Origin of the sequence: Achromobacter pulmonis, assembly GCF_021733725.1 — a bacterium.
GTDB lineage: Bacteria > Pseudomonadota > Gammaproteobacteria > Burkholderiales > Burkholderiaceae_B > Achromobacter > Achromobacter pulmonis.
Window position 1 is genome coordinate 4,781,838 of sequence record NZ_JAIFOT010000001.1, and the last position, 25,335, is coordinate 4,807,172.

Below are 25,335 nucleotides of genomic sequence, written 5' to 3' on the forward strand. Positions count from 1 at the left end.
GCCCATTCATGCCTCTCTTGCGCCGCCCGGCGGCACCTGGAACCGTATGTACCCGACCCTGAACGACCTGACCGCGGCTCTGAACGACGGCCGCACCACTTCCGTTGAACTGACCGAAGCCGCGCTGGCGCGGGCTGCCGATCCGGCGGGCGAGGGCGCTCGCGCCTTCACCCGGTTGTATGCCGATGCGGCGCTGGCGCAGGCGCGCGCCTCCGATACCCTGCGCGCTGCCGGCATCGTGCGCTCGGCCATCGAGGGCCTGCCCATCAGCATCAAGGATTTGTTCGACGTCGAAGGCGAAACCACCATGGCCGGTTCGGTGGCGCGCGAAGGCGAGCCCGCGGCCGACGCCAATGCCGAAGTGGTGCAGCGCCTGATCGCGGCCGGCGCGGTGATCGTCGGCCGCACCAACATGACCGAATTCGCCTATTCCGGCCTGGGCATCAATCCCCACTACGGCACGCCGCTGAATCCCTGGGACCGCGCCACCGGCCGCATTCCCGGCGGCTCTTCATCGGGCGCGGCGGTATCGGTGGCCGATGCCATGGCGGTGGCCGCCATCGGCTCGGACACCGGCGGTTCGGTGCGCATTCCGGCCGCGCTGTGCGGCCTGACCGGCTTCAAGCCCAGCGCCTGGCGCGTGTCCATGGAAGGCGTGCTGCCGTTGTCGGCCAATCTGGATTCCATTGGCCCGATTGCCGCCAGTGTGCGCTGCTGCGCCGAGCTCGATGCCATTCTGTCGGGCGAGGGCGGTCCGGTGCCCGAGGCGCTGCCGCTGCGCGGCCTGCGCCTGGCGGTGCCCAAGACGCTGGCGCTGGACGGCATGGACAAGCACGTGTCCGAGACCTTCGCCCGCGCCGTGGCGCGCCTGAAGGAAGCCGGCGCGCTGGTCGACGAGATCGCCATCCCGGAATTCGCCGAACTGGCCAACATCAACGCCAAGGGCGGCTTCACTGCCGCCGAGGCCTGGGCCTGGCATCGCGACCTGATCGCCCGCGCCGGCAAGCGCTACGATCCGCGAGTGGTCTCGCGCATCCTGCGCGGCAAGGACATGAGCGCCGCCGACTACCTGGATCTGCTGGACGCACGCGAAGCCTGGGTGGCGGCGGTGGACCGCCGCATCGCCGGCTACGACGCCCTGATCATGCCGACCACGCCGATCGTGGCGCCGGCGGTGGCCGACCTCGAGGCTTCTGACGAGGCTTACTACGCCGCCAACGGCCTGATCCTGCGCAACCCGACGCTGATCAACTTCCTGGATGGCTGCGCGCTGTCGCTGCCATGCCAGGCCGCGGGCACCGGGCCGGTCGGCCTGATGATCGCGGGCAGCAATGGCGCCGACCGCCGCATCCTGGCCATCGGCCTGGCGGTCGAGGAATTGCTGGCGGCTTGACGCGATTGCGGGCCTGCGTTGCGCGGGCCCCGTTTTTTTGAAGAAGGACACTCACATGGTTTTCGATCCGGTGGCGCGCGCCAGCGTGGCGCTGGCGCGGCAGGCGCGGCTCGATGCGCGCAGCGGCAAGCTGACCGGCCCCACGGCCAATCTCGCGCCTGGCCACGTGCAGGCCAACCTGGCGATCCTGCCGCGCGCGCTGGCGGCGGATTTCCTGCATTTCTGCCAGCGCAATCCCAAGCCTTGCCCCTTGCTGGCGATGTCCGAGCCGGGCGATCCGGCCTTGCCCGAACTGGGCCAGGACATCGACATCCGTACCGATATCCCGCGCTATCGCGTATGGCAGAACGGCGAGCTGGTGGCCGAGCCGACCGACGTGCGCGCGTTCTGGCGCGATGATCTGGTGTCGTTCCTGATCGGTTGCTCGTTCTCGTTCGAGGAAGCCATGCTGGACAATGGGCTGCCGGTGCGCCATATCGAGCAGGGCTGCAATGTGCCGATGTACCGCACCAACATTGCAACGCAGGCCGCTGGCGTGTTCGGCGGTCCGTTGGTGGTGTCGATGCGCCCCTTGAAGGCCGCCGATGCCATCCGCGCCATCCAGGTGACATCGCGTTTTCCGTCGGTGCATGGCGCGCCGGTCCACTTGGGCGATCCGGCGCTGATCGGCATCGCCGATATCGATCGGCCGGACTATGGCGATCCGGTGGAGATCCGGCCCGGCGAGATCCCGGTCTTCTGGGCCTGCGGCGTCACGCCGCAGTCAGTGGTGGCGGCCGTGCGCCCCGATTTCTGCATCACGCACGCGCCTGGCCACATGCTGGTCACGGATCTGGTCAACAGCCGCATGGCGGTCATGTAGGCGCCAGGGACGCGTCCCTGGCGCTGCAAACGGACAGCCCCGGCACGCGCAAGTGATAAAAAAACCCATCGCGCGCGATGGGTTTTTTGCGCGATGGCCCGGTGCGGGCCGTTCGCGGCGGCATACTCAGAAAATGTGGCGGATGCCCACGCCGGCGCCGATCTGGCTGGTGCGACCGGCGATTTCGCCCGTGGCGGCGTCGCGGACCTTGTTGTAGTCCACGGTGCCGTACACCTGGGTGCGCTTGGACAGCGCGTACTCGGCCACGGCCACCAGGGCGTAGCGCTTGCCCTTGTCGCCGTCTTCCACGATGTTCTTGCTCTGGTCGTAGTAGGCGGCGCCGGTGATGGCCCAGCGCGGGGTGGCCTGCCAGGTCACGCCGGCGAAGTAGCCGTTGTCCTTGCGGTCGAGCTGGGCTTTGGTGGTGCCGCCCATGATCATGTTGACCCAGCCGGTCTGGTCCTTGCCGTTGAAGTAGCCGGCGAAGATCTTGGCGCTGTCGAACTGGTACGAGGCGCTCAGGTTCCACACTTGCTGGCGCAGATCCGAGTTATTGCCCTCGTAGGTCTTCATGAACGCGCCGCCCAAGCCGAGCTGGCCGACGGTGTAGCGCAGGCTGATGCCCATCTGCTGGCCCGCCTTGCGATCCGACCACTTGTCGCCATTGGCCCACGAGGCGATCACGGCCAGGTCGCCGATCGTGTTCGAGTAGCGGACGGTATTGTCGTTGCGCACGCGGCCCATGGCGGCGGGCAGCCAGGAGTTCTCGGCATAGTTACCGACGGTCAGCGGATCGAAGTAGTCCGCCATCAGGTCCTGGATCACCGTGTTCTGCAGGCCCAGGGTCAGCGCGCCGATGCTGCCGCCATCCAGGCCGACGTAGGCCAGGCGGTTGAAGGTCTTGCCGGAGCTGGACGATTGGCCATTCTGCACGTTGAAGCCTTGCTCCAGGCGGAAGAAGGCGCGGTTGCCGTCGCCCAGGTCTTCCGAGCCGCGCAGGCCCCAGCGGCTGTTGGAGATGGCGCCGTTTTCCATCGAGATGCGGCTGCCGTCCACGCCGGTCGAGCCCGAGCTGGTGTTGACATAGCGCATGCTGACATCGGCGATGCCGTACAGGGTGACGCTGGTTTCGGCGCTGGCGGCGCCCGCGGCCAGGCCGAGGCCGGCAGCGGCAAGCGTAAGGGTAATGCGTTTCACGAAGGCTTCTCCTAATGTTTCTGTTTTTAGCGTGAACCGGACTTGTGGCCCGGCTGGATGCGCCGGGCGGTTCGCCTGGCGCTGGGCCGCAGCACCGACGCCAGGGTTGGCGCGGGTCCGGAGCATAGGCCCAGTGGTGGATTCCATGCGCCAACTTGGTGCGCAATGAAATGCCTCGCCGATTCTAGAAAAGTTACGACGGGGAGTGGAGGGTTCTCGTTTTCGTGTTTTCCCTGGGTTTACAGAACCGCAAAAAAGGGGCCGCCCTGAAGCGATCGCCGTGGCGGGCCAAAAAAAACCCCGTTGCGAGAACGGGGTTTCGGCAGGCCATGGCGTCACAGCTTCATATGCAATGGCAGCCAGGTCGCGATGCCCGGCACCAGATACAGCAGCAGCACCGCAACGATCATCAACAGGAACATGGGCATCGAGGCGCGCGCGATATACGGCAGCTCGCGGCCGCTCATGCCTGACAGCACGAACAGATTGAAGCCCACCGGCGGTGTGATCTGTGCCATTTCCACAACGAACACGACGAAGATGCCGAACCAGATCAAGTCGATGCCGGCGGCCTGCACGGTCGGCAGCAGCACGCCCATGGTCAGCACCACGATGGAAATGCCGTCCAGGAAGCAACCCAGCACCACGAAGAACACCATCAGGGCCACGATCAACCAGAACTGCGACAGGCCCAGTCCGCCGATCCATTCGGCCAGCGCACGCGGCAGGCCGATGTAGCCCATCGCCAGCGTCAGGAACTGCGCGCCCGCCAGGATCAGGGCGATCATGCAATACAGCCGGGTGGCGCCCAGCAGCGATTGCATGAACGTGGCGCGGCTGAGCGACCCTTGCAGTCCCGACAGAACCAAGGCGCCAACCACGCCCACGGCCGCCGCTTCGGTGGCGGTCGCCACGCCGCTGTAGATCGAACCCAGCACCGCGCCGATCAGCAGCATCACCGGGATCAGGTGGCGCGAACGCGACAGCTTTTCCTTGAGCGTCAGGCCGGGGTCGGCCGACGGTACCTGCTCCGGATTACGCAGCGCCCACCAGGCGATGTAGCCCATGAACAACAGAGCCAGCAACAGGCCGGGCAGAATGCCGGCGATGAACAGCTTGGCGATGGACACGTCCGCCGCCACCCCGTAGACGATCATGATGATCGACGGCGGGATCAGCAGCCCCAGCGTGCCTGCGCCCGACAGCGTGCCCAGGATCTTCTCCTCGGGGTAGCCGCGGCGCGTCAGCTCGGGGATGGTCATCTTGCCCACCGTGGCGCAGGTGGCCGCGGACGAGCCCGACACGGCCGCGAAGATGGCGCAACCGATGACGTTGGTGTGCAGCAGCCGGCCCGGCAGGCGGTTGAGCCAAGGCGCCAGGCCCTTGAACAGGTCTTCGGACAAGCGGGTGCGGAACAGGATTTCGCCCATCCACAGGAACAGCGGCAGGGCGGTCAGCGTCCAGCTGGACGAGGCGCCCCAAATGGTGACGGCCATGGCATCGCCGGCCGGCCGGCTGGAGAAGATCTCCATGCCGATCCAGGCGGTGCCGGCCAGTGTCAAACCGACCCAGACGCCGCATCCGAGCAGCGCGAAGATCGAGATCAACAGCAGGGTAATGACGAGAAGTTCATTCATGGGTTTGCTGCGAGTTGGCGGCGGCCAGGCCGCGCGAACGGCGGACCAGCTCATCGAGCAGGGCGACCAGGAAAAGGACCGTGCCCACCGCCATGGTGAGCTGCGGAATCCACAACGGCGTGGCGTCGTTGGACGTGGAGACGTCGTTGAATTGCCAGGAGTCGTAGGCGAGCTTGACGCTGAAGAAAGCGAAGGCGGCGGCCATCAGGCTGCCCGCCGCCAGCGCGAAGATATCCAGGCGGCGGCTGCCGGCCGGCGGCAGCGCGTTCAGCAACAGCGTTACGCGAATGTGTTCGCCGTGCTTGAACGTGCTGGCCAGCGCCAGGAAACCGGCGGCGGCCATGAAATACCCGGCATAGGCATCGGTGCCGGGGATGTTCAGGCCGAGCTGGCGCGCGATGATCGCGGCCAGCACTGCCACCAGCACGCCGATGGTGCACAGGCCGGCCAGCAGGCCGGCCGCGCCGTAAAGTCCATCCAGAAAGCGGCGCATGGCGATATCACTGCTTCCGGTAGGCGTCGATCATGGCCTGGCCATCGGCGCCGGCCTTTTTGAGCCAGTCATCCAGCATGCGCTTGCCGATCACCGACAGGCCTTCCTTGAGTTCAACCGTCGGCTTGATGGTTTCCATGCCGTTCTTGGCCAGCTCTTCCTGGTACCACTTGTTCTTCTCCTGCGACAGCTTCCAGCCGCGTTCCTCGGCTTGGGCGCCGGCCTTCTTCAGGGCTTCCTGCGTGGCCGGATCAAGCGCGTCGAACGCCTTCTTGTTGACGATCACGGCGTTCTTGGGCAGCCAGGCCTGGGTGTCGTAGAACTTCTTGATGTACTCATATGTCTTGGTGTCGTAGCCGGTCGAGGCCGACGACATGTACGAGTTGATCACGCCGGTGGCCAGGGCCTGCGACAGCTCGGCCTGCTGCACCGTGACGGGTTGCGCGCCGACCAGTTCGGCGATCTTGGCGGTCACCGGGCTGTAGGCGCGCCACTTCAGGCCCTTCATGTCGCTGATCTGCTTGATGTCCTTGTTGGCGAAGATGCCCTGGGGCGGCCACGCCACCGCGTACAGCAGCATCATGCCTTGCGAGTTCAGTTTCTTTTCCAGGAACGGCTTCTGCGCCTGGTAGAGCTTGAAGGACGCATCGTAGCCGGTGGCCAGGAAGGGCAGGCCGTCCAGTTCGTAGACCGGGTCTTCGTTGGCGAAGTTGGTCAGCAGGATTTCGCCGATCTGCGCCTGGTTGCCTTGCACCGCGCGCTTGATTTCCGGCGCCTTGTACAGCGAGGCGTTGTTGTGCAGGGTGATCTTGAGCTTGCCCTGCGAGAGGGTGTCGACGTCCTTGATGAAGGTGGCCAGGTTTTCGACGTGGAAGTTGCTGGCGGGGTAGGCGCTGGGCAGGTCCCACGTGGTCTGGGCCTGGGCGCCGGCGCTGAACGCCAGGACGATGGAGCCGGTCAACAGCGAGAGCTTCTTGATCATGATGGTCCTTCTTTGCGAATGAGGAGTGCGGAACGGGCCCGATAGACAGTGCGAAAAAGCGGGCTGCGCCGAATGCCGCGTTGCGGAAAAGCCGTGCCATTCTATGTTGCCGGACCGCCGCAATGTGCCCGGAACGGCGCGTTTACGGGTAATTCCTAGGCTGACGCGGGCCGTTTGCTTGAAGATTGAAATAGTGTGCCCACAGGCCGGACGCCGCATTGCGCCGACGCTTTTTTCTTCTAAGATCTTGTCATCGCAGTCGTATCGCAGAGGGTCGTGTGAATTTCGTTTTTCGTCGTGACGAGTTGCTGGTCGAGGAAGCGACCAGCGTGTTGCCGGACCTGGACGCCTGTGTGCGCGCCGGACTCGCAGCCGAGGCCTTGCAGCCGGTCTGGGCCGCGCCCGAATCGCCGGCCCGCGCCGCCCATGTCGAGCCGGGCATCGAGGCGCCGCACGGCTACGCGTTCAAGAAGCTGCGCTCGCTGTTCGGTGTGCTGGACGAGGAACGCATGGCGCTCGCCGGGCGCGCTTACCAGATCGCCGAATGGGCCCGCACCCACCGTTTCTGTGGCGCCTGCGGCACGCCCACCACGCGCGTCAACGGCGAGTTCTGCCAGCGCTGCCCGGCCTGCGGCTTCTCGGCCTATCCGCGCATCTCGCCGGCCATGATGGTGCTGATCCGCAAGGGCGACAGCATCCTGCTGGCGCGCCACACCGCCAATGCCGCCGGACGCTACACCGCGCTGGCCGGCTTCGTCGAGCCGGGCGAGAGCATCGAGCAGACGGTGCATCGCGAAGTGCTGGAAGAGGTCGGCCTGAAGGTCGGCAACCTGAAGTACTTCGGCAGCCAGTCATGGCCGTTTCCGCATTCGCTGATGGTGGCCTACACCGCCGAGTACGTGTCGGGCGACATCCGCGTGCAGGAAGACGAAATCGCCGACGCGCGCTGGTTTGGCCCGGGTGACCCGATGCCCGAGATCGCGGCGCGCATCTCCATCGCCGGCGCGTTGATCCGCGCCCACCTGCCGGCGGGCTGGGACGCGCCGTAGTCACCGCCGGCCGCCTTGTTCCGGCCGGGGCGCGGCGCGCGGCCCTAGGGTATTCCCTCGAAATGAGGGTTTTTTTCCGTCCCTCAATTATTTTTTATTGATGAAATATAGATAAATTATTAGTATTTCGCACAGATAAACTTGTTGCGCGGCCTCTATGACCTCCACGTTGATCGCCTCGTCGGCCCACTTGGCCGGCGGCAGCGCGCCGGACCTGTCCGAAGTCGAATTCGGCCTGATGATCGCCAGCCATGCCTTCGATCGCTGGACCGTGCGCTGCATGGCCGCGGCCGGCCTGCCCGACCTGACGCCCACCGACGTCATGGTGTTCCACCACGTGTTCCACCGCCAACGCCCCAAGAAGCTGGCCGACATCTGCTTCACGCTCAATATCGAGGACACGCACATCGTCAACTACGCGCTGAAAAAACTCGACCGTCTGGGCGCAGTCAAGGGCGAGCGCGCTAGCAAGGAAGTGTTCTACAGCGTCACGCCCGAAGGCGCGGCCATCATCAAGCGCTATGGCGAAATCCGCGAGCAATGCCTGACCGCCGGCCTCGATGCGCCGGGCGGGGGTGGCCTGGAATTCAGCCGCCAACTGGCGCACACGCTGCGCGCCCTGTCCGGCCTGTACGACCAGGCCGCGCGCGCCGCGACGTCCCTGTAACCCGATACGCGGGATCGTTCCCGTACCGCAACCCGCACGCCGCGGCCGGCAGCGCCGTGGCGGCTTCTTGTACCCGAGGATAGTTATGAAGTGGCAATTCTGGATTGATCGTGGGGGCACCTTCACCGACATCGTGGCGCGCCGCCCCGATGGCACCACCACCACCGCGAAGATGCTGTCGGAGAACCCGGAGCAGTACCGCGATGCGGCGGTGGCGGGCATCCGCAAGCTGCTGGGCATCGCGCCCGGCCAGCCGGTGCCGGCCGAGCAGGTCGAATGCGTCAAGATGGGCACCACGGTCGCCACCAACGCGCTGCTCGAACGCAAGGGCGAACGCACGCTGCTGGTGACCACGCGCGGTTTCCGCGACGGCCTGCGCATCGCCTACCAGAACCGTCCGCGTCTGTTCGACCGCAACGTGCTGCTGCCGGAAATGCTCTACGAGGCCGTGGTCGAGGCCGACGAGCGCGTGGCCGCCGACGGCCAAGTGATCCGCGCCCTGGACGAAGCCGCGTTGCGCCGCGATATGCAGGCGGCCTACGACCGCGGCATCCGCACCGTCGCCATCGTGTTCCTGCACGCCTGGCACGCCACGGACCATGAACAGCGCGCCGCCCGTATCGCGCGCGAGATCGGCTTCACCCAGGTGTCGGCCTCGCACGAGGTCAGCCCGCTGATCAAATACGTCTCGCGCGGCGACACCACGGTGGTCGACGCCTACCTGTCGCCCATCCTCAAACGCTACGTTGACCAGGTGGCCGGCGAACTGCCCGGCATCCGCCTGATGTTCATGCAGTCGAGCGGCGGCCTGACCGATGCGCACCGCTTCCGCGGCAAGGACGCCATCCTGTCCGGCCCGGCCGGCGGCATCGTCGGCATGGTTCGCACCAGCGAACAGGCTGGCTTCGACAAGATCATCGGCTTCGACATGGGCGGCACTTCGACCGATGTATCGCACTATGCCGGCGAATTCGAGCGCGAGTTCGAAACCCAGGTGGCCGGCGTGCGCATGCGCGCGCCCATGATGAGCATCCACACGGTCGCGGCCGGCGGCGGCTCGATCCTGCATTTCGACGGCGCGCGCCTGCGGGTCGGCCCGGATTCGGCCGGCGCCAATCCCGGCCCCGCCTGCTACCGCCGGGGCGGCCCGCTGGCCGTGACCGACTGCAACGTGCTGCTCGGCAAGATCCAGCCTGACTTCTTCCCCAAGGTGTTCGGCCCCGACGCCAACGAGCCGCTGGACCGTGATGCCGTGGTGCAGCGGTTTCAGGCCATGGCCGACGAGGTCCGCGCCGCCACCGGCCGCGACATGACGCCGGAACAACTGGCCGAGGGCTTCCTGGAAATCGCCGTCGGCAACATGGCCGAAGCGATCAAGCGCATATCCGTGCAGCGCGGCCACGATGTCACCGAGTACGCGCTGACGGTGTTCGGCGGGGCCGGCGGGCAGCACGCCTGCCTGGTCGCCGACGCGCTCGGCATGACCACCGTGTTCGCGCACCCGCTGGGCGGCGTGCTGTCGGCCTACGGCATGGGCCTGGCGGACCAGACCGACATGCGCCAGAAGACTGTCGAGAAGGTGCTCGATGCCGCGCTGATGGCCGAATTGCAAGGCGAGCTGGATACGCTGGCCGAGCAGGCCGTGGGCGAACTGCGCCGCCAGCACGTCGCCGACAGCGACATCCGCGTGCTGCGCCGCCTGCACCTGAAGTACCGCGGCACCGACACCGCGCTGGAAGTGCCGTATTCGGACCTGGAGCAAGCTCGCCAGGATTTCGAGGCGGCCTACCGCCAACGCTATTCCTTCCTCATGCCCAACCGCGAACTGGTCGTGGAAACCATTTCGGTGGAAGCCACCGGCGGCGGCGAGCGCGTCACCGAGACGCCCGCTTCGCGCAGCCGCGACGGTGCGCTGGCGCCGCGCCGCACGGTGCGCATGTACAGCGGCGGCGCCTGGCGCGACACGCCCTTGTTCGTGCGCGAGGACATGGCCGGCGGCGACCGCGTGGCGGGCCCTGCCATCATCTCCGAGCCGAACCAGACCACCGTGGTCGAACCCGGCTGGCAGGCCGAGTTGACGCCACAGGACCACTTCGTGATCCGCCGCGTCGAGGCCCGCCCGCAGCGCCGTGCCGTCGGCACGCAGGCCGACCCGGTGATGCTGGAGGTGTTCAACAACCTGTTCATGTCGATCGCCGAGCAGATGGGCTACCGCCTGCAGAATACGGCGTACTCGGTCAACATCAAGGAACGCCTGGACTTCTCCTGCGCCATCTTCGACGCCCAGGCCCGCCTGATCGCCAACGCGCCGCACATGCCGGTGCACCTGGGTTCCATGGGCGAGTCGGTGCGCACGGTCATGAATGCCAACGCCGGCCGCATGCAGCCGGGCGACGCCTACGTGGTCAACGACCCGTACCACGGCGGCACCCACCTGCCGGACGTCACGGTGATCACGCCGGTGTTCGACCGCAAGGGCAGCGAAATCCTGTTCTACGTCGGCTCGCGCGGCCATCACGCCGACATCGGCGGCACCACCCCGGGTTCGATGCCGCCGGATTCCAAGACGGTTGAAGACGAAGGTGTGTTGTTCACCAACTTCCAGCTGGTCAAGGGCGGCGAGTTCCGCGAGCAGGCCGCGCGCGACATCCTCGGCTCGGGCCGCTGGCCGGCGCGCAATCCGGACCAGAACATCGCCGACATGCACGCGCAGATTGCCGCCAACGAAAAGGGCGTGCAGGAACTGCTGCGCATGTGCGATCACTTCGGCCTGGATGTGGTGCGCGCCTACATGGGCCACGTGCAGGACAACGCCGAAGAAGCGGTGCGCCGCGTGATCTCGGTGCTCAAGGATGGCAGCTACGAGTACCCGCTGGACAACGGCGCGGTGATCCGTGTTGCGGTGCGGGTCGACCAGCAGGCGCGCAGCGCCGTGGTCGACTTCACGGGTACCTCCGACCAGTTGGACAACAACTTCAACGCGCCGGGCGCCATCGCCGTGGCCGCGGTGCTGTACGTGTTCCGCACCCTGGTCAACGACGACATCCCGCTCAACGATGGCTGCCTGGTGCCGCTGTCGATCATCCTGCCGGAAGGCTCGATGCTGCGCCCGAACCCGCCGGCCTCGGTGGTGGCGGGCAACGTCGAAACGTCCATGTGCATCGTCAACGCGCTGTACGGCGCGCTCGGCGTGCTGGCCGCCAGCCAGGGCACGATGAACAACTTCACCTTCGGCAATGCGCGCCACCAGTACTACGAGACCATCTCGGGTGGCACCGGCGCCGGTCCCGTGCGCATCGACGCCGCCGGTCCGCACGACGAGGGCTTTGCGGGCACCTCGGTGGTGCAGGCGCATATGACCAACTCGCGCCTGACCGACCCCGAAGTGCTGGAGTTCCGTTTTCCGGTGCGGTTGGAGTCGTACGAGATCCGCCACGGTTCGGGCGGGGCGGGGCGCTATCCGGGCGGCAATGGCGGCATCCGCCGCATCCGCTTCCTGGAAGACATGACCGCCGCGATCCTGTCCAACAACCGCCTGCACGCGCCGTTCGGCCTGGCCGGCGGCGCACCGGGCGCCATGGGCCGTAACTACGTCGAGCGCGCGGATGGCTCGGTCGAGGAACTCGGCCCGCAGGACAGCGCCCAGTTGCATCCGGGCGACGTGTTCGTGGTGGAAACGCCGGGAGGCGGGGGCTACGGCGCCCGTTGAGTCGGCGACTTCAATGCGGGGCGATCCGGATGATCATCAGGGGTCGCCCCGTTTGCGCAGGAGCCATGGGATTCGTTTCTCAGCCGAAAAGCCAATTTCGAATAGCGGCGATCGCGACGAGGATGAGAGCGATCACGATCGCCACGATTTGAACCAGGTCAACGATAAACGCGCCCGTTCCCGGGTCGTTCCACTGTATCGAACGCAAGTAGTTGAGTATCTTGTCGCGCATGAGACTTTCAAAAAAAGAGTCTCATTCTATGCAGTGTTGCCCCATTTTCAGCTGGCGATTGATCCGAGATTTGTCGGCGGCGCGTAGGGATCGAGTCCCAATCGACGCGCGGGAGCATCAATCAATGCGAAGGTTGTGCGGTCCGCGTGGAACGATCCGCGTCCCCTCACTCCGGATCGTTCATTACATCCAGCACGATGTCCGCCTTCGGCCTGCGGTCGTAGACCCGCAGCGTCACCTCGCCATCGCCGATCTCGAAGACCGCGGTGGCGAGCGTGTTTTCGCCGTCCGGATCATTGCGGTCGGTGCGCAGGATCGGCAGCTCGCCTTCGGTATCATGCAGCGCCTTCAGCAGGTCGTCGCCGGTGGTGGCGGGCGACCAGGTATCGACGATGCCCTCGATGCGGCGCTGACGTTCGCGCGACGAATCGGTGATGACCTGCGCCTGGTCGCGGCTGGCCTGGTGCACCATATGATTGGCGTGACCATAGCGGGTGCCGATTTCCTGCGCCGAGACGGCGCCGGGCGTGGCCTCGACGCTGAAGATGCGCGCATCGGCGGCCGAGCCCAGCGTATGGTGGAAGCCGCCGGCGCGCGAGGCGTCACTCAGCAGCGTCACGGCCTCGTCCAGCGTGGCGCAGTCGAGCACGGCGCGGGCCAGCAGCATGCGCGGCACGCCGGGCTGGCGCTGGCGGGTGCGCAGGTTGTTGATGGTCTGCACCAGGCCGGCGCGGTTGGCGCCGAAGGTGTGGCCGGGCAGCGAGCCCGGGTAATAGAAGCTCAGGTAGCCGGGCGCGTCCTCCAGCGCCACGTCGACCAGATGGCAGCGGCCATACAGGAACGGATCGCCGTCCTCGTTGTGGCCGATCCAGCGGGTGCCATCGGCCGCCTTCAGCGCCACCGAGGTGCAGCCGTCGCCGCTGCCGCTGCTATGCAGCAGGTCGCCACGGCAATTCCACAGCAACACGTCCGACAGCGGCATGTCCAGCCCCTCGGCCAGCCCCTCCAGTTCCTCCCAGAGCGCGGGCAGGGCAGCTTGGGCCTGTTGGCCCAATTCCTCCAGGTAAGGATGGCCGCGCCAGGGGCGCAGCGCCTTCCAGGTGGCGCTCTGGTCCAGGTAGGTTGGCATCAACGGGCGGGCCAGCCGGCCGAGCGCCACGCCGGTCTGGCGCCGGTTGCCTGCGATGCGTACATACTTGTAGGGCATGGGGATTCTCCGGGTGTCATGCGGATTGTAATTTTTCTAAGCTCTGTCGGGTGGGGACGGATGCGTTAAGATTCCCAGTAAGTTGCTCCGGCGATCCCGGCGCGGCCCGCGCATCATGTTCCAACTGCAACCCCGGGTGCTATCGGCCCCAAGAGGAGAGTTTCATGATTAAACGTAAAGTCGCCGCCGCCCTGGTCGGCCTGTCCGTGGCCATGTTTGGCGCCGCCTCCGGCGCCTACGCTCAAGGCAAGGAATTGGTGGTGGCCACCGACACGGCATTCGTGCCGTTCGAGTTCAAGCAGGGCAACACCTATACCGGCTTCGACATCGACCTGTGGGCGGCCATCGCCAAGGAACTGAACGTCAAGTACAAGCTGCAGCCGATGGACTTCAACGGCATCATCCCCGGCCTGCAGACCAAGAACATCGACGTGGCGCTGGCCGGCATCACCATCCGTGACGACCGCAAGAAGGTGATCGACTTCTCCGATCCCTATTACGAAAGCGGCCTGGCCATCCTGGTCGGCGACAAGAACACCGACATCAAGGACGCCAAGTCGCTGGCCGGCAAGACCGTGGCGGTCAAAACCGGTACCGCCACCGTGGACTTCCTCAAGGCCCAGGTGCCGGACGCCAAGCTCAAGCTGTTCCCCAACATCGACAATGCCTACCTGGAACTGGCCACCGGCCGGGTCGATGCCGCCGTGCACGACACGCCCAACGTCCAGTACTACGCCAATACCGCCGGCAAGGGCCGCGTCAAGGTGGTCGGTACGGTCAAGAGCGGCGACTTCTATGGCATCGCCTTCCCCAAGGGCAGCGAGCTGGTGCCGCAGGTCAACAAGGCCCTGGCCACGCTCAAGTCCAACGGCCAGTACGACGCCATCTACGAGAAGTGGTTCGGCAAGAAGCCCTGAGCTTGACCGCCGGATCGATACGGCATTTCGGGGCCGCCCGGCAGTCTGGGGCCCTGGCGCTTCGCTACGGCGGCGCCGGGCCCGGGACGGGGCGGCCCCGAGCCGCTTGCGGCGCCGGGCGTTCCCGCCATGAGGCGGCGCCCAGGCGCGCCATTGAGGGGTAATCGTGGATTTTGACTGGAAAGTAGTGATGGACGCGCTGCCCAACCTGTGGGTGGGCACGCAGATGACCATCAAGATCACCTTTTGGGGCCTCGTCGGGGGCTTCCTGTTGGGCGCGCTGTCCGGGGTGGCGCGGGCCTACGGGCATCCGATACTGTCGGGCATCGCGCAGGTATATGTCGCGGTGATCCGCGGCACGCCGATCGTGGTGCAGGTAATGTTCATCTATTTCGCCTTGCCGCTGCTGGCGAATATCCGGGTGGATGCCGAGTGGGCGGCCATTGTCACCCTCATCATCAATTCGGGCGCCTATATCTCCGAGATCGTGCGCGGATCGTTGCTATCGGTGCACAAGGGCCTGAAGGAAGCCGGGCAGGCGATGGGCCTGCCGTTTCACAAGATCCTGTTCCACATCATCGGGCCGGTGGCGTTTCGCCGCATGATTCCTCCGCTGGGCAACCAGTGCATCATCAGCCTGAAGGATTCATCGCTGTTCATCGTGATCGGCGTCGCGGAACTGACCCGCCAGGGCCAGGAAATCATGGCCAGCAACTTCCGCGCGGTCGAGATCTGGTCGGCGATCGCCATCGTCTACCTGATCCTGACGGGCACGATGGCGCTGATCCTGCACCTGGTGGAAAAGAGGATGCGCATACTATGAGCATGGTTGAATTTCACGACGTCACCAAGACGTTCGGCGAGTCCACGGTACTGGATGGCATCTCGCTCAATATCGATGCCGGCGAGGTGGTTGTGGTGGTCGGGCCGTCCGGCTCCGGCAAATCCACCTTCCTGCGCTGCATCAACGTGCTGGAGACCATCAACGGCGGCGACCTGCTGGTCGATGGCCTGAGCGTCAATGGCCCGCCCGCGCAGATCCGCGAGATCCGCCGCGAGGCCGGCATGGTGTTCCAGCAGTTCAATCTGTTCCCGCAGATGACCGCGCTGCAGAACGTCATGTTCGGGCCGGTCCACACGCGCGGACAAAGCCGCGACGAGGCGCGCGAACTGGCCGAACAATTGCTGCGCAAGGTCGGGCTGGCCGAGCGCATGAACCACTATCCGTCCGAACTGTCCGGCGGCCAGCAGCAGCGCGTGGCGATTGCCCGCGCCCTGGCGATCAAGCCCAAGCTGATGCTGTTCGACGAGCCCACCTCGGCGCTCGATCCAGAGCTGCGCCACGAAGTGCTGAAAGTGATGCGCGATCTGGCCGAAGAGGGCATGACCATGGTGGTGGTCACGCACGAGATGGAGTTCGCGCGCAAGGTCGGCAGCCGGTTGATTTTCATCGATGGCGGCAAGATCGCCCATGACGGTCCGCCAGCCGAGCTGCTGGAGAATCCCCCCAGCCAGCGCCTGAAGGACTTCCTGCAGCACGTGGCCTGAGCGCGGATCGCCCCACGCTTCAAAGGCCGGAATGAAAGCGCCCCAAGCGGGATGTCACGGATCCGGCTCCGCCGGTCCGTAGACATGCCCCCTTGAGGGGAAAGCGCGCAGCGCTTCGGGGGTGGGCTTCCTCCCCCCGCTCAGCCCTTCACGCGCACGATCTTCTGCACTTGCGGCACGTGGCGGATGGCGCGGATCACCTGCGCCAGATGCTTGCGGCTGTCGACCTGGATGGTCAGGTGCAACGAGACCGTAGCGACCGCGTCATCGTGCATGGTGACATGCATGATGTTGGCGTCGGCCGCGGTGACTTCCGCCGCCAGCCGGCCCAGCACGCCGCGCTCGTTGCGCGTGACGATGTCCAGGCGCGTGGCCAGGTGCTTGGCGGTGTGGGTATCCCAGGCCACGTTGATCCAGCGTTCCGGTTCGCGCAGGCGCTGGCGCATGGCCACCGGGCAATCGGCGGTGTGCACCACCAGGCCGTGGCCCATGCGCATGCCGGCGATGATCGGGTCGCCCGGCAGCGGGCCGCAGCAGGGCGCCAGTTGCACCGCCTGGCCTTCGTTGCCCTGGATAAGAATCGGCGCGCTGCGTGCCGAGGTCAGCTCGTCGACCGCCGCGGCGGTGGTGGCCACCAGTTGGTGCTCGGGCGCGAAGCGGCGCGCCACGACGGCGGCCAGGCGCTTGCCCAGGCCGATGTCGGCCAGGATTTCCTCGCGCGAGCTGGCGCCGGTGCTGCGCGCCAGCTTCTGCCAGGCCGGATCGTCGGTGGCCGGCAGCGGCATGCGCAGTTCCTGCAGGGCCTGGCCCAGCAGGCGCTCGCCGAAGGCGACCGATTCCTCGTACTTGACGGTGCGCAGGTAGTGGCGGATCTCGGAGCGGGCGCGGCCGGTGCGCACGTAGTTGAGCCACTGCGCGTTCGGCCGCGAAGCCGGCGAGGTGACGATTTCCACCGTGTCGCCGCTGTTCAGTTCGGTGCGCAGCGGCACGAACTCGCCGTTGACCTTGGCCGCCACGGCCTGGTTGCCGATGTCGGTATGGATGGCATAGGCCAAGTCCACCGGCGTCGCGCCGCGCGGCAGGGAAATGATCTTGCCGCGCGGGGTGAAGACGTAGACCGCGTCGGGGAACAGGTCGACCTTGACGTGTTCCAGGAACTCGCCCGAATCGCCGGTCTGGCTCTGGATGTCCAGCAGCGATTGCAGCCACTGGTGGGTGCGCTTTTGCAGGTCGTTCAGCGTCAGGTCGGCGCCCTTGTACAGCCAGTGCGAGGCCACGCCTTCCTCGGCCACGTGATGCATGTCGCGGGTGCGGAACTGGAATTCCACCGGCGTGCCATAGGGTCCCACCAGCGTCGTGTGCAGCGACTGGTAGCCGTTGACCTTGGGGATCGCGATGTAGTCCTTGAACTTGCCGGGGACCGGCCGGTACAGCTGGTGCAGCGTGCCCAGCGCCAGGTAGCACTCGGGCAGCGTATGCACGATGACCCGAAAGCCATAGATGTCGAGCACGTCGGAGAACGACTTCTTCTGGTCGACCATCTTGCGATAGATGCCATACAGGGTCTTCTCGCGGCCCGTGACCTCGGCCTCGATGCCAGCGGCGGGCAGGGCGGCGCGCACCGAGTCGGCGATCTTGCCGATCACTTCGCGGCGGTTGCCGCGCGCGGCCAGCACCGCTTTGTACAGCACCTGGTAGCGGTTCGGATACATGGCCGCGAAGCACAGGTCCTGCAATTCGCGGAACAGCAGGTTCAGGCCCAGCCGGTGGGCGATGGGCGCGTAGATGTCGAGCGTTTCACGCGCGATGCGGCGGCGCTTCTCGGGGTTGACCGCATCCAGCGTGCGCATGTTGTGCAGGCGGTCGGCCAACTTGATGAGGATGACGCGCACGTCGCGCGCCATCGCCAGCAGCATCTTGCGAAAGCTCTCGGCCTGCTGTTCGGCCTTGGTGGCGAAGTCGAGCCGGTCCAGCTTGGACAGGCCATCGACCAGTTCGGCGACTTCAGGGCCGAATTTCTCGGCCAGCTCGTGCTTGGCGATGCCCTGGTCTTCCATCACGTCGTGCAGCAGGGCGGCGGACAACGCGTTCGCGTCGAGCTTCCAGCCCGCGCAGATTTCCGTGACGGCGATGGGATGCGAGATGTAGGGCGAACCGCTGGCGCGGAACTGGCCCAGGTGCGCCTGGTCGGCGAAGCGGTAGGCTTCGCGCACGCGTTCTACATCTTTCTTTTCGAGATAGCTGCCGATGATTTCGGTCAGCGGCGCCAGCGAGGCGACCGGCGAGGCGGTCGCTTCCGCCGCCTCTTGGGCGGCGACGGCGGATGGCGTGGAGGAGTGCTTGTCTTTCTTGCCCGTGCGGCGCCCAAGGCGGGAGCCGGCACGTAGCGCGGCAAGCAGACCAGATGAAGCGTATTTCAGCCCGGGAAAAGCCATTGCTTGCCGCCCCCCGGGGAATGTCAGGTGGGAACTTTACGCAGCATTTCCACGCCGGTGAGGCCGCCCGCGATCTCGCGCAGGGCAGTGACCGTGGGCTTGTCTTTGCTGTCCAGGCGCGGGGCATGGCCTTGCGCCAGCTCGCGGGCGCGGTAGGTCGCGGCCAGCGTGAGCTTGAAACGGTTGGGAATCTGGTTCAGACAGTCTTCGACGGTAATGCGAGCCATTAGGACACCTGGTGCTGACGGAGGATAGGGAGAACGCGGTTTCGTTTCAGTGGGCCGCCGGGATGCCGAGTTGCGCGAACAATTCGGCATGGCGGACGGCCTGAGACGAAAAGCGCAGCCGCGCCGCGCTGACGATTTGAGTCAGTTCCGACAAGGCCACGCTAAATTCTTGATTAATAATAACATATTCGCATTCCGGCGCGTGTGCGATTTCGCCGCCGGCGGCCATCAACCGGCGCGCGATCACTTGCGGCGCATCCTGGCCGCGCGCCTTCAGCCGGCTTTCGAGTTCTTCGATGGACGGCGGCAGCACGAAAATGCCGATCGCGGCGGGGAAGCGCTGGCGCACCTGGCGCGCGCCTTGCCAGTCGATCTCCAGCAGGACGTCGTGGCCGTCGCGGGTGGCTTCGTCGATGCGGTCGCGCGGCGTGCCATAGAAATTGCCGTGCACTTCGGCCCACTCCAGCAGGCGCTGCTCGTCGCGCATCTGCTTGAATTCGTCGGTGCCGATGAAACGGTATTCGCGGCCATCCTCTTCGCCGGGACGCGGCGCGCGGGTGGTGCAGGAGACGGACAGGAGGATAGACGGGTCTTGCTGCAGCAAGGCCTTGACCAGACTGGATTTGCCGGCCCCGCTGGGGGCGACAACCATGAAGACATTGCCGGAAGTGGCGTGCATGAATGTGACGAGCGTGTGATGCCAAGACCCGAAGAATAGCAAATCGCGCGGCGCGGCAGGGGAAAACCCCTTCGTGTCCGGCCGCCGCGGGCAGTCCGGCAGGCGGCGCCGGGGCCGGCGAACGGCGCCATGCGCCCGCCGGTCCGCGGTTGCCTGGGGCGCGGGGTCAGCGCGCCGCCGCCTGTGTCAGCTTGCCGCCGGAGGGCGGCGCATCGCTGCCGAGCAAGTGGCCATTGACCTCGATGCCATACAGCGAATCGGCGGAATCGTGGTACTTGGCGCGGGTCTCGGCCACCGACCCGGTGTAGCGCGGGTCCTGCGGGCGCTCGTGGGCGTTCATGAAATAGGCCACGTCCCAGGCTTCCTGGTCGCTCAGCATGCCGGCCTGGCTCAGCGGCATGTTGGCCTTGATGAAGCCGGCGGCGTTGCCGATCTGGTGCATGCCGGCGCCCCAGTTGAACGAGTCCGGTCCCCACAGCGCGGGGAAGACCCAGTGCTGGCCGTGCTTCTGGCCCTTGCCCTCGGCGCCGTGACAGACGGCGCAGTATTGGGCGTAGACCTCGCTGCCGCGGACATAGTCGGCCTTCTGGGCCGGCTTGGGCAGCTTGGGGTAGCCCTGGCCCTTGAGCGGCACGCCGGTGGGCGCCTTGCTGGCCAGCCAGAACATATAGGTCTGCAAGGCGGTCAGCACCGGATCGTCGGCCGCCGGCGGCTTGCCGTTCATGCTGAAGCGGAAACAGCCCTGCAGACGCTCGGCCAGCGTGTTGACGTGGCCGTTCTTGGCCCGGTAGGCCGGGTACAGCACGTAGGCGGCCCACATCGGCGCCGAATCCGGGCGACGGCCGGCGTCCAGGTGGCAACTGGCGCAATTCAGGTCATTGCCGACGAACTTGGCGGCATTCTGCGGGGTGTGCAGGAAGATCTGCTCGCCCTGGCGCACCACCTTGCCGAATTCCGTGTCGGGCAGCGAGGCGGCGCTGGGCGGCGTGAAGTCGGGACGCGCGTCGGCGGCGAAGGCCGGCGCGCTCGATAGCAACGCAGCGGTTCCTGCCGTGGCGAGCAGGGCATGGGCGATTCGGTGGCGGATCGGGGTCATTGCTTGGCTCCCGCGGCGTTGGCTTGCGCGGCAAGCAGGTCGGCGGCCTTGGGCAGGCCGGCGTAGTAGGCGGATACGGCGTCGATCTCGGCGTCGGTCAGGCGGGTGGCGACGGCCGGCATCAGGCCGAGCGGTCCGGGCGGACGCTGGCCCTGGCGCCAGGCGCGCAATTGGCCGGCGATATAGGCAGCGGGCTGGCCGGCCAGACTGGGGAAATTGGCGCCCACGCCGATGCCGCCGGGACCGTGGCACTGATTACAGGCAGGGACGTTCTTGTCCCAAGCGCCGCGCGTGGCCAGCCAGGCGCCGGTATCGTCGGGCTTGACCGGATGCCGGGCCGTGGCGGCCAGCCGGTCGATGTTCAGGGGCGACGGCAGGCCGGCGTAGTATGCCGCGACCGCCTGCCGTTGCGCCGGGTCCAGGGCCTTGGCGGTGGCGGCCATCACCGGACTCACGCGCGAGCCGTTGGCCATGGCCTCGAGCTGTTCGGCGAGGTAGGCGGCGCCCATGCCTGCCAACTGCGGAAAGCCGGCGGCGGGGTTGCCCTCGCCATTGGCCCCGTGGCAGGTCATACAGGCGGGCGCGCCATTGACGCCCTGCGTGGTGATCTGGCGTGCGTCGGGCGCGGCGTGGACTGGCAGCGCGCCCAGCGTGCCGGCCCCCAAGGCCAGCGCGCTTGCCCAGCGGACAGCGGAAAAGGGCCGTAGTGCCATGGTGTGGACTCCCTGGGTTGGCGGGTTTGGTAATAAGTTAATTTCCAGAAATTATAAGAAAGTTTGTGACATATCAACGCACCCGTTGCGTATTTGCGCCGGCATAACCTGCAACCCTGCCGTTGCCGACGGCGGTAAACCGCAAGTAGCGAATGGAACGTTCGCTTGCACCACGCCCAGATCGATTCGGGTAGCATTTCGCCGATCGATAACAAGGAGCATCCGATGCACACGAACGAGATCGAACCGCCGCGCGTCGCGCTGGTCACGGGCGCCGGTACCGGCATAGGACGAGCGGTCGCGCTGGAATTCCTGGCGCAGGGGTATCGCGTGGTGCTGGCCGGCCGCCGGCGCGAGCCGCTCGAAGCCACGCGCACGGCGGCGGGCGAAGACGGCGTGCGGGCCCTGGTGGTGCCGACGGACGTGTCCGATGAGCAGGCGGTGCGTGAGCTGTTCGACACCACGCAGCGCGAATACGGCCGGCTCGACGTGCTGTTCAACAACGCCGGCCGCGGCGCCCCGGCCATGCCGATCGAGGAACTGCCGGTCGCGGTCTGGCGCGAGGTGGTCGATACCAACCTGACCGGCATGTTCCTGTGCGCGCAGGCCGCGATCCGGGTCATGAAGGCGCAGACGCCGCAGGGCGGCCGCATCATCAACAACGGTTCGATTTCGGCGCATGCGCCGCGCCCGTTCTCGATCGCCTACACCGCCACCAAGCACGCGGTCACCGGGCTGACCAAATCGATCTCGCTCGATTGCCGTCCCTACCATATCGCCTGCGGCCAGATCGACATCGGCAATGCCGCCACCGAGATGACCGAACGCATGGCCGCCGGCATCCTGCAGGCCGACGGCAGCACCAAGGTGGAGCCGCGCATGGACGTGGCCCACGTCGCCCAGGCGGTCGCCGCCATGGCACGCCTGCCGCTGGAGGCCAACGTCCAGTTCATGACCATCATGGCCACCAACATGCCGTTCGTCGGACGCGGCTGAACGGGGCTGCGCCGGCACCCAAAAAAGCGCCTTCTGAACTGCCCCCCGAAGGTTGGATTTAAGTCCAACTTTCGGGGGGCAGTTCATTCGGGCGCTTTTTTGTTGATTGCCGCTTTCCCGTGCCGGGCATGAAGCCTGAGGCGCTGCCGCCGTTCACCGTCAATAGGTTATGTGATCCGAGATCGCGAGTGACGGCTAACGGGTGGTCCGACAAGCAGGCTCTCCGCATCCTAATGTCCGCGCTACCGCCATCCAATCCCGAAGCATGACTGCGCACGGATATGTAGGAGGGAGAGGATGGTCGGGGAGGTGTGGCAGCGGGCATGGATCTCGTTCAGCCTGCTGCTGTTCATGGTATCGGCGTCCGCACAGACGCAGGCTGGCGCCGCGCAGGAGCTGCTGCGTCAGCAGGAGCGCGAGCGGATACTACGCAAGCAGCAGGAAGCGACGCCGAGTGTACGGGCGCAGCCGGCGCGCGCTCCGTCGCCGGATCTGTTGCCGCGCGACGAGACGCCATGCTTCCCGATTGGCCGCATCCGCCTCGATGGCGAGGATGCCCGGCGGTTTGTCTGGGCCCTGAACGCCGCCGATCCCGACAACGATGCCGCCACGGGGCGCTGCCTCGGCGCCGAGGGCATCAGCGTGGTCATGACGCGCGTCCAGAACGCCGTCGTGGCGCGGGGGTTCGTCACCACCCGTATCCTCGCCGCGCCCCAGGATCTGACGGGCGGCACGCTGACGCTTACCGTCGTGCCCGGCCGCATCCGCGCCATTCGTTTCGCGCCCGGCACGTCGCCCCGGGCCACGGCCTCGAACGCCGTGCCCGTCGGGCGCGGCGACCTGCTCAATCTGCGCGACATCGAACAGGCGCTGGAAAACTTCAAGCGCGTACCGACGGCGGAGGCGGACATCCAGATCGTCCCCGCCGATGGCGAAGACGCCCGCCCCGGCGAGAGCGACCTGGTCATCGCCTGGCGGCAGCGCTCGCCCCCGATCCGCGTGTCCGCGTCCCTGGATGACGCCGGAAGCAAGGCGACCGGCAAGCTCCAGGGTGAGTTGACCGTCTCCCTTGACGATCTCCTCATGCTGAACGACCTGTTCATCGTGGCGCGTGACGATCTGACGCTCCAGGCCGCCACGGAAACCAGCAAGGAAAGCCACTTCAAGGAAATCCGCAATAACGGTTTTCTCTATAACGGCGGGCTGGCCTTCACGATCGGCAGCCAGATGCAAAGCGGCGACCGCCAGGACGTCAGTACCCGCGCGGCCGCCGCGACCGTGGGCGCCACCGGCGGCGGCGTGACGCTGGCGGCGGGCAATCAATACCAGCAGGCCGGCAGCCAGGTGCTGGCGCCGCAAGGCGATATCGACATCCATGCCCAAAAAGTGGACATCGTCCAAGCGCAGGAAACCGGCCAGCGCGTGGAACAGAGCAAGTTCCGCCAGTCCGGCCTGACCGTGGCGCTCTCCGCGCCGGTGCTGTCGGCCATCGAGACCGCCGGGCAGCTCAAACGCGCCGCCAGCCAGACGACTGACGGGCGTATGCAGGCGCTGGGCGCCGCAGCCACGGGGCTGGCGGCCAAGAATGCCTACGATGCCGTCCAGGCCGACCCGCAGGCGGGCGGCGGGGTCAGTATCTCCATCACCGTGGGCGCCAGCAAAAGCGACAGCAAATCCACTGCCACCTATGAGACCGCGGCCGGCTCCACCGTGGCCGCGGGGGGCGACGTGCGCATCCGCGCGACCGGCGGCGGGGGGGATTCCAACCTGACGGTACGCGGCAGCAACATCCGCGCCGGCGGCGATGCCGTGCTCAAGGCCGATGGCGATATCAACCTGTTGGCGGCAAAGAACACCGTCGAAACCGACCGCAAGAGCAGCAGCGTCAGCGCGGGGGTAGGCGTGGCGATATCCGTGGGGCAAGGCGGCGCGTCGTTCGGCGTGACCGCCAATGCCAGCGGGTCCAGAGGCAAGGGTGAAGGCCGTGACGTGACCTGGAGCAACAGCCACGTCACGGCCGGCGAACGCCTGACCCTTGAATCCGGCAACGACACCCGCTTGCGCGGCGCGGTAGCCAGCGGCAGGCAGGTGGTGGCCGATGTGGGCGGCAACCTCGATATCGAGAGCCTGCAAGACACCAGCGCCTTCAAGAGCAAGGATCAGAGCATCGGCGGCAGCGTGACGGCGGGGTTGCCGGAGGCGGCCGATCGTATGCGGCGCTACACGATTGCGGATTCGGAGAAGTTCGCCGGTATTACCGATGGCGAGACGACGTTGGATAACAAGAGCGGGGAAAGCGCGGGTATTCGTGGCGATGGATTCAAGACGGCGGGGACGCGGGTGGAGTTGGACACACTGTGCGGCGATGTGAATGAAAGGTGCAAGACTCAGCTCGACGCGAACGGCATTCCGAAACTTGAGTTGGATGGAAACGGGTTCGTTCGGTTTGATCCATCCAAGGCTGGAATGTCGTTGGCCAAGTTTCTTGAATCCGACCGAGGCAAGGACATGGCCGGGCTTACTGGCGGAAACCAAGGCGGACCGGGAACACTCTTCGGTTTTCCGTATTCGCCTGGGGGGATTCTTGATCTGGTGCACGAGGCTTATGGCGGTTCACATGACTTTATCAGCGGCACGCTGAGCGGCTATTACGACGAGCAGGGCAATGCCCGGCGCGGTCTGACGCCCGTGCAGAAAGGTCTGTACGAAGTCTGGACCGACATTGCGCTCGTGCCAGCCACTCCATTTGCGCTGTCGGAAGCGCTGCCGCCCCAGGCATGGAAAGCGCTGGATATTTTGTTGAGGATGAAGCGATGAAAACGACGATAAGACTATTTTTTGCTTCTGCTTTCTTGCTATTAGCGGCGGGCTGCTGCCTCACATCTCCGCGATATATGTGCAGATCGCCCACAGCACAAGCCTGGAGTTTGTATTGGGTCCACCCGATGGAGATGTATTGGCCGTTGAGTGGACAAACAGAGGAAACCCGTTGGACGGATTGGAAGGAATGCGGCGGAAGTGAAGACGGATACTACGAGGTTAAGAACCAGAACAAGCTTACTGACAAACAGTATATGAGCGAGTCAAAGGCATTGTTCGCTGAGCTTAAAGGCTGCATGCTGAAGAAGAGCTACCAGTTCGTTCCCCAGTGCAACGAACTAGAGAAGTGCGGCCCCGCCCCCCCTGCGCCAAACGGCGGATCGTGGCCGACATGGGCGTCGGCAGTGTGGCCGCCTAAATCGCTGGGGGATCGCCCGCCGCCGCGGCATTTTTCACCGCCGCGGCAAGGAACGCCT

At 66.1% G+C, this 25,335-nt stretch carries 21 protein-coding genes; 10 read left to right on the forward strand and 11 right to left on the reverse strand.

Annotated elements, in window-relative coordinates; translation table 11 throughout:
- The first annotated feature begins 46 nt into the window (after window positions 1-46).
- Window positions 47-1,393 (forward strand): amidase, encoded by a 1,347-nt coding sequence (locus K2W61_RS21990; protein WP_175139843.1) that lies wholly within the window; start codon window positions 47-49, stop codon window positions 1,391-1,393.
- Between the two features lie 55 nt (window positions 1,394-1,448).
- Window positions 1,449-2,255, forward strand: a complete 807-nt coding sequence (locus K2W61_RS21995; RefSeq protein ID WP_175139844.1) for a putative hydro-lyase — start codon at window positions 1,449-1,451, stop codon at window positions 2,253-2,255.
- A gap of 126 nt (window positions 2,256-2,381) precedes the next feature.
- Here the strand turns inward: K2W61_RS21995 and K2W61_RS22000 are convergent, their stop codons facing one another.
- From K2W61_RS22000 to K2W61_RS22015, 4 genes are all read right to left on the reverse strand, one after another.
- Window positions 2,382-3,452, reverse strand: coding sequence for a porin (locus K2W61_RS22000; protein WP_175134671.1), 1,071 nt, complete (start codon window positions 3,450-3,452; stop codon window positions 2,382-2,384).
- A gap of 335 nt (window positions 3,453-3,787) precedes the next feature.
- A complete protein-coding gene (locus K2W61_RS22005; protein WP_175139846.1) occupies window positions 3,788-5,089 on the reverse strand; it encodes a TRAP transporter large permease in 1,302 nt (433 codons plus the stop codon).
- Entirely contained in the window at window positions 5,082-5,582 is a 501-nt protein-coding gene (locus K2W61_RS22010) for a TRAP transporter small permease (protein ID WP_175134673.1), read from the reverse strand. The genes K2W61_RS22005 and K2W61_RS22010 overlap by 8 nt, the downstream gene beginning before the upstream one ends.
- A gap of 7 nt (window positions 5,583-5,589) precedes the next feature.
- Window positions 5,590-6,564, reverse strand: a complete 975-nt coding sequence (locus tag K2W61_RS22015; RefSeq protein ID WP_175134674.1) for a TRAP transporter substrate-binding protein — start codon at window positions 6,562-6,564, stop codon at window positions 5,590-5,592.
- 278 nt (window positions 6,565-6,842) lie between these two features.
- Here K2W61_RS22015 and nudC point away from each other — a divergent pair, with 278 nt between their 5' ends.
- From nudC to K2W61_RS22030, 3 genes are all read left to right on the forward strand, one after another.
- Complete coding sequence (nudC, locus tag K2W61_RS22020; protein ID WP_175134675.1) at window positions 6,843-7,613, forward strand: NAD(+) diphosphatase; 771 nt, start codon at window positions 6,843-6,845, stop codon at window positions 7,611-7,613.
- Window positions 7,614-7,770: 157 nt separating this feature from the next.
- On the forward strand, window positions 7,771-8,280 hold the full coding sequence (locus K2W61_RS22025; protein WP_236756544.1) for a winged helix DNA-binding protein: 510 nt from the start codon (window positions 7,771-7,773) through the stop codon (window positions 8,278-8,280).
- Between the two features lie 85 nt (window positions 8,281-8,365).
- A complete protein-coding gene (locus tag K2W61_RS22030; protein WP_175139847.1) occupies window positions 8,366-11,989 on the forward strand; it encodes a hydantoinase B/oxoprolinase family protein in 3,624 nt (1,207 codons plus the stop codon).
- A 79-nt stretch (window positions 11,990-12,068) separates the two neighbouring features.
- On the opposite strand, the gene K2W61_RS22035 is transcribed toward K2W61_RS22030, so the two are convergent.
- Window positions 12,069-12,221, reverse strand: a complete 153-nt coding sequence (locus K2W61_RS22035) for a hypothetical protein (protein WP_175139848.1) — start codon at window positions 12,219-12,221, stop codon at window positions 12,069-12,071.
- A 166-nt stretch (window positions 12,222-12,387) separates the two neighbouring features.
- Window positions 12,388-13,428 (reverse strand): C45 family autoproteolytic acyltransferase/hydrolase, encoded by a 1,041-nt coding sequence (locus K2W61_RS22040; RefSeq protein ID WP_236756545.1) that lies wholly within the window; start codon window positions 13,426-13,428, stop codon window positions 12,388-12,390.
- Between the two features lie 164 nt (window positions 13,429-13,592).
- Between K2W61_RS22040 and glnH the strand changes: the two genes are divergently transcribed.
- The 3 genes from glnH to glnQ all read left to right on the forward strand — a co-directional run bounded on the left by glnH (window position 13,593) and on the right by glnQ (window position 15,893).
- Entirely contained in the window at window positions 13,593-14,345 is a 753-nt protein-coding gene (glnH, locus tag K2W61_RS22045) for a glutamine ABC transporter substrate-binding protein GlnH (RefSeq protein WP_175134680.1), read from the forward strand.
- 166 nt (window positions 14,346-14,511) lie between these two features.
- A complete protein-coding gene (gene glnP / locus K2W61_RS22050) occupies window positions 14,512-15,168 on the forward strand; it encodes a glutamine ABC transporter permease GlnP (protein WP_175134681.1) in 657 nt (218 codons plus the stop codon).
- Entirely contained in the window at window positions 15,165-15,893 is a 729-nt protein-coding gene (glnQ, locus tag K2W61_RS22055) for a glutamine ABC transporter ATP-binding protein GlnQ (protein WP_236756546.1), read from the forward strand. Before glnP ends, glnQ begins: the two co-directional genes overlap by 4 nt.
- A 140-nt stretch (window positions 15,894-16,033) precedes the next feature.
- Here glnQ and K2W61_RS22060 read toward each other — a convergent pair whose 3' ends face one another.
- The 5 genes from K2W61_RS22060 to K2W61_RS22080 form a co-directional block, all read right to left on the reverse strand.
- A complete protein-coding gene (locus K2W61_RS22060) occupies window positions 16,034-18,328 on the reverse strand; it encodes a RelA/SpoT family protein (protein WP_175134682.1) in 2,295 nt (764 codons plus the stop codon).
- Window positions 18,329-18,351: 23 nt separating this feature from the next.
- On the reverse strand, window positions 18,352-18,555 hold the full coding sequence (rpoZ, locus tag K2W61_RS22065) for a DNA-directed RNA polymerase subunit omega (protein WP_006219679.1): 204 nt from the start codon (window positions 18,553-18,555) through the stop codon (window positions 18,352-18,354).
- A gap of 46 nt (window positions 18,556-18,601) precedes the next feature.
- On the reverse strand, window positions 18,602-19,234 hold the full coding sequence (gene gmk / locus K2W61_RS22070; protein WP_175134683.1) for a guanylate kinase: 633 nt from the start codon (window positions 19,232-19,234) through the stop codon (window positions 18,602-18,604).
- A 166-nt stretch (window positions 19,235-19,400) separates the two neighbouring features.
- Window positions 19,401-20,330, reverse strand: coding sequence for a c-type cytochrome (locus K2W61_RS22075; protein WP_175134684.1), 930 nt, complete (start codon window positions 20,328-20,330; stop codon window positions 19,401-19,403).
- On the reverse strand, window positions 20,327-21,043 hold the full coding sequence (locus K2W61_RS22080; protein ID WP_175134685.1) for a c-type cytochrome: 717 nt from the start codon (window positions 21,041-21,043) through the stop codon (window positions 20,327-20,329). The genes K2W61_RS22075 and K2W61_RS22080 overlap by 4 nt, the downstream gene beginning before the upstream one ends.
- Before the next feature lie 225 nt (window positions 21,044-21,268).
- Between K2W61_RS22080 and K2W61_RS22085 the strand changes: the two genes are divergently transcribed.
- Together K2W61_RS22085 and K2W61_RS22090 are read left to right on the forward strand one after the other, a co-directional pair.
- On the forward strand, window positions 21,269-22,039 hold the full coding sequence (locus K2W61_RS22085) for an SDR family oxidoreductase (protein ID WP_175134686.1): 771 nt from the start codon (window positions 21,269-21,271) through the stop codon (window positions 22,037-22,039).
- Between the two features lie 297 nt (window positions 22,040-22,336).
- On the forward strand, window positions 22,337-24,856 hold the full coding sequence (locus K2W61_RS22090) for a hemagglutinin repeat-containing protein (protein WP_336885401.1): 2,520 nt from the start codon (window positions 22,337-22,339) through the stop codon (window positions 24,854-24,856).
- The last annotated feature ends 479 nt before the right edge of the window (window positions 24,857-25,335 follow it).

Excerpts from the sequence above, each read along its gene's own strand:
- K2W61_RS22090 (WP_336885401.1), top strand. The coding sequence starts at position 22,337 with ATGGTCGGGGAGGTGTGGCAGCGGGCATGGATCTCGTTCAGCCTGCTG.
- K2W61_RS22015 (WP_175134674.1), bottom strand. The coding sequence starts at position 6,564 with ATGATCAAGAAGCTCTCGCTGTTGACCGGCTCCATCGTCCTGGCGTTC.
- K2W61_RS22035 (WP_175139848.1), bottom strand. The coding sequence starts at position 12,221 with ATGCGCGACAAGATACTCAACTACTTGCGTTCGATACAGTGGAACGAC.
- K2W61_RS22085 (WP_175134686.1), top strand. The coding sequence starts at position 21,269 with ATGCACACGAACGAGATCGAACCGCCGCGCGTCGCGCTGGTCACGGGC.
- K2W61_RS22040 (WP_236756545.1), bottom strand. The coding sequence starts at position 13,428 with ATGCCCTACAAGTATGTACGCATCGCAGGCAACCGGCGCCAGACCGGC.
- K2W61_RS22010 (WP_175134673.1), bottom strand. The coding sequence starts at position 5,582 with ATGCGCCGCTTTCTGGATGGACTTTACGGCGCGGCCGGCCTGCTGGCC.
- K2W61_RS22005 (WP_175139846.1), bottom strand. The coding sequence starts at position 5,089 with ATGAATGAACTTCTCGTCATTACCCTGCTGTTGATCTCGATCTTCGCG.
- K2W61_RS22025 (WP_236756544.1), top strand. The coding sequence starts at position 7,771 with ATGACCTCCACGTTGATCGCCTCGTCGGCCCACTTGGCCGGCGGCAGC.
- K2W61_RS22075 (WP_175134684.1), bottom strand. The coding sequence starts at position 20,330 with ATGACCCCGATCCGCCACCGAATCGCCCATGCCCTGCTCGCCACGGCA.
- glnH (WP_175134680.1), top strand. The coding sequence starts at position 13,593 with ATGATTAAACGTAAAGTCGCCGCCGCCCTGGTCGGCCTGTCCGTGGCC.
- K2W61_RS21995 (WP_175139844.1), top strand. The coding sequence starts at position 1,449 with ATGGTTTTCGATCCGGTGGCGCGCGCCAGCGTGGCGCTGGCGCGGCAG.
- K2W61_RS22060 (WP_175134682.1), bottom strand. The coding sequence starts at position 18,328 with ATGGCTTTTCCCGGGCTGAAATACGCTTCATCTGGTCTGCTTGCCGCG.
- gmk (WP_175134683.1), bottom strand. The coding sequence starts at position 19,234 with ATGCACGCCACTTCCGGCAATGTCTTCATGGTTGTCGCCCCCAGCGGG.
- K2W61_RS21990 (WP_175139843.1), top strand. The coding sequence starts at position 47 with ATGTACCCGACCCTGAACGACCTGACCGCGGCTCTGAACGACGGCCGC.
- K2W61_RS22030 (WP_175139847.1), top strand. The coding sequence starts at position 8,366 with ATGAAGTGGCAATTCTGGATTGATCGTGGGGGCACCTTCACCGACATC.
- rpoZ (WP_006219679.1), bottom strand. The coding sequence starts at position 18,555 with ATGGCTCGCATTACCGTCGAAGACTGTCTGAACCAGATTCCCAACCGT.
- glnQ (WP_236756546.1), top strand. The coding sequence starts at position 15,165 with ATGAGCATGGTTGAATTTCACGACGTCACCAAGACGTTCGGCGAGTCC.
- K2W61_RS22080 (WP_175134685.1), bottom strand. The coding sequence starts at position 21,043 with ATGGCACTACGGCCCTTTTCCGCTGTCCGCTGGGCAAGCGCGCTGGCC.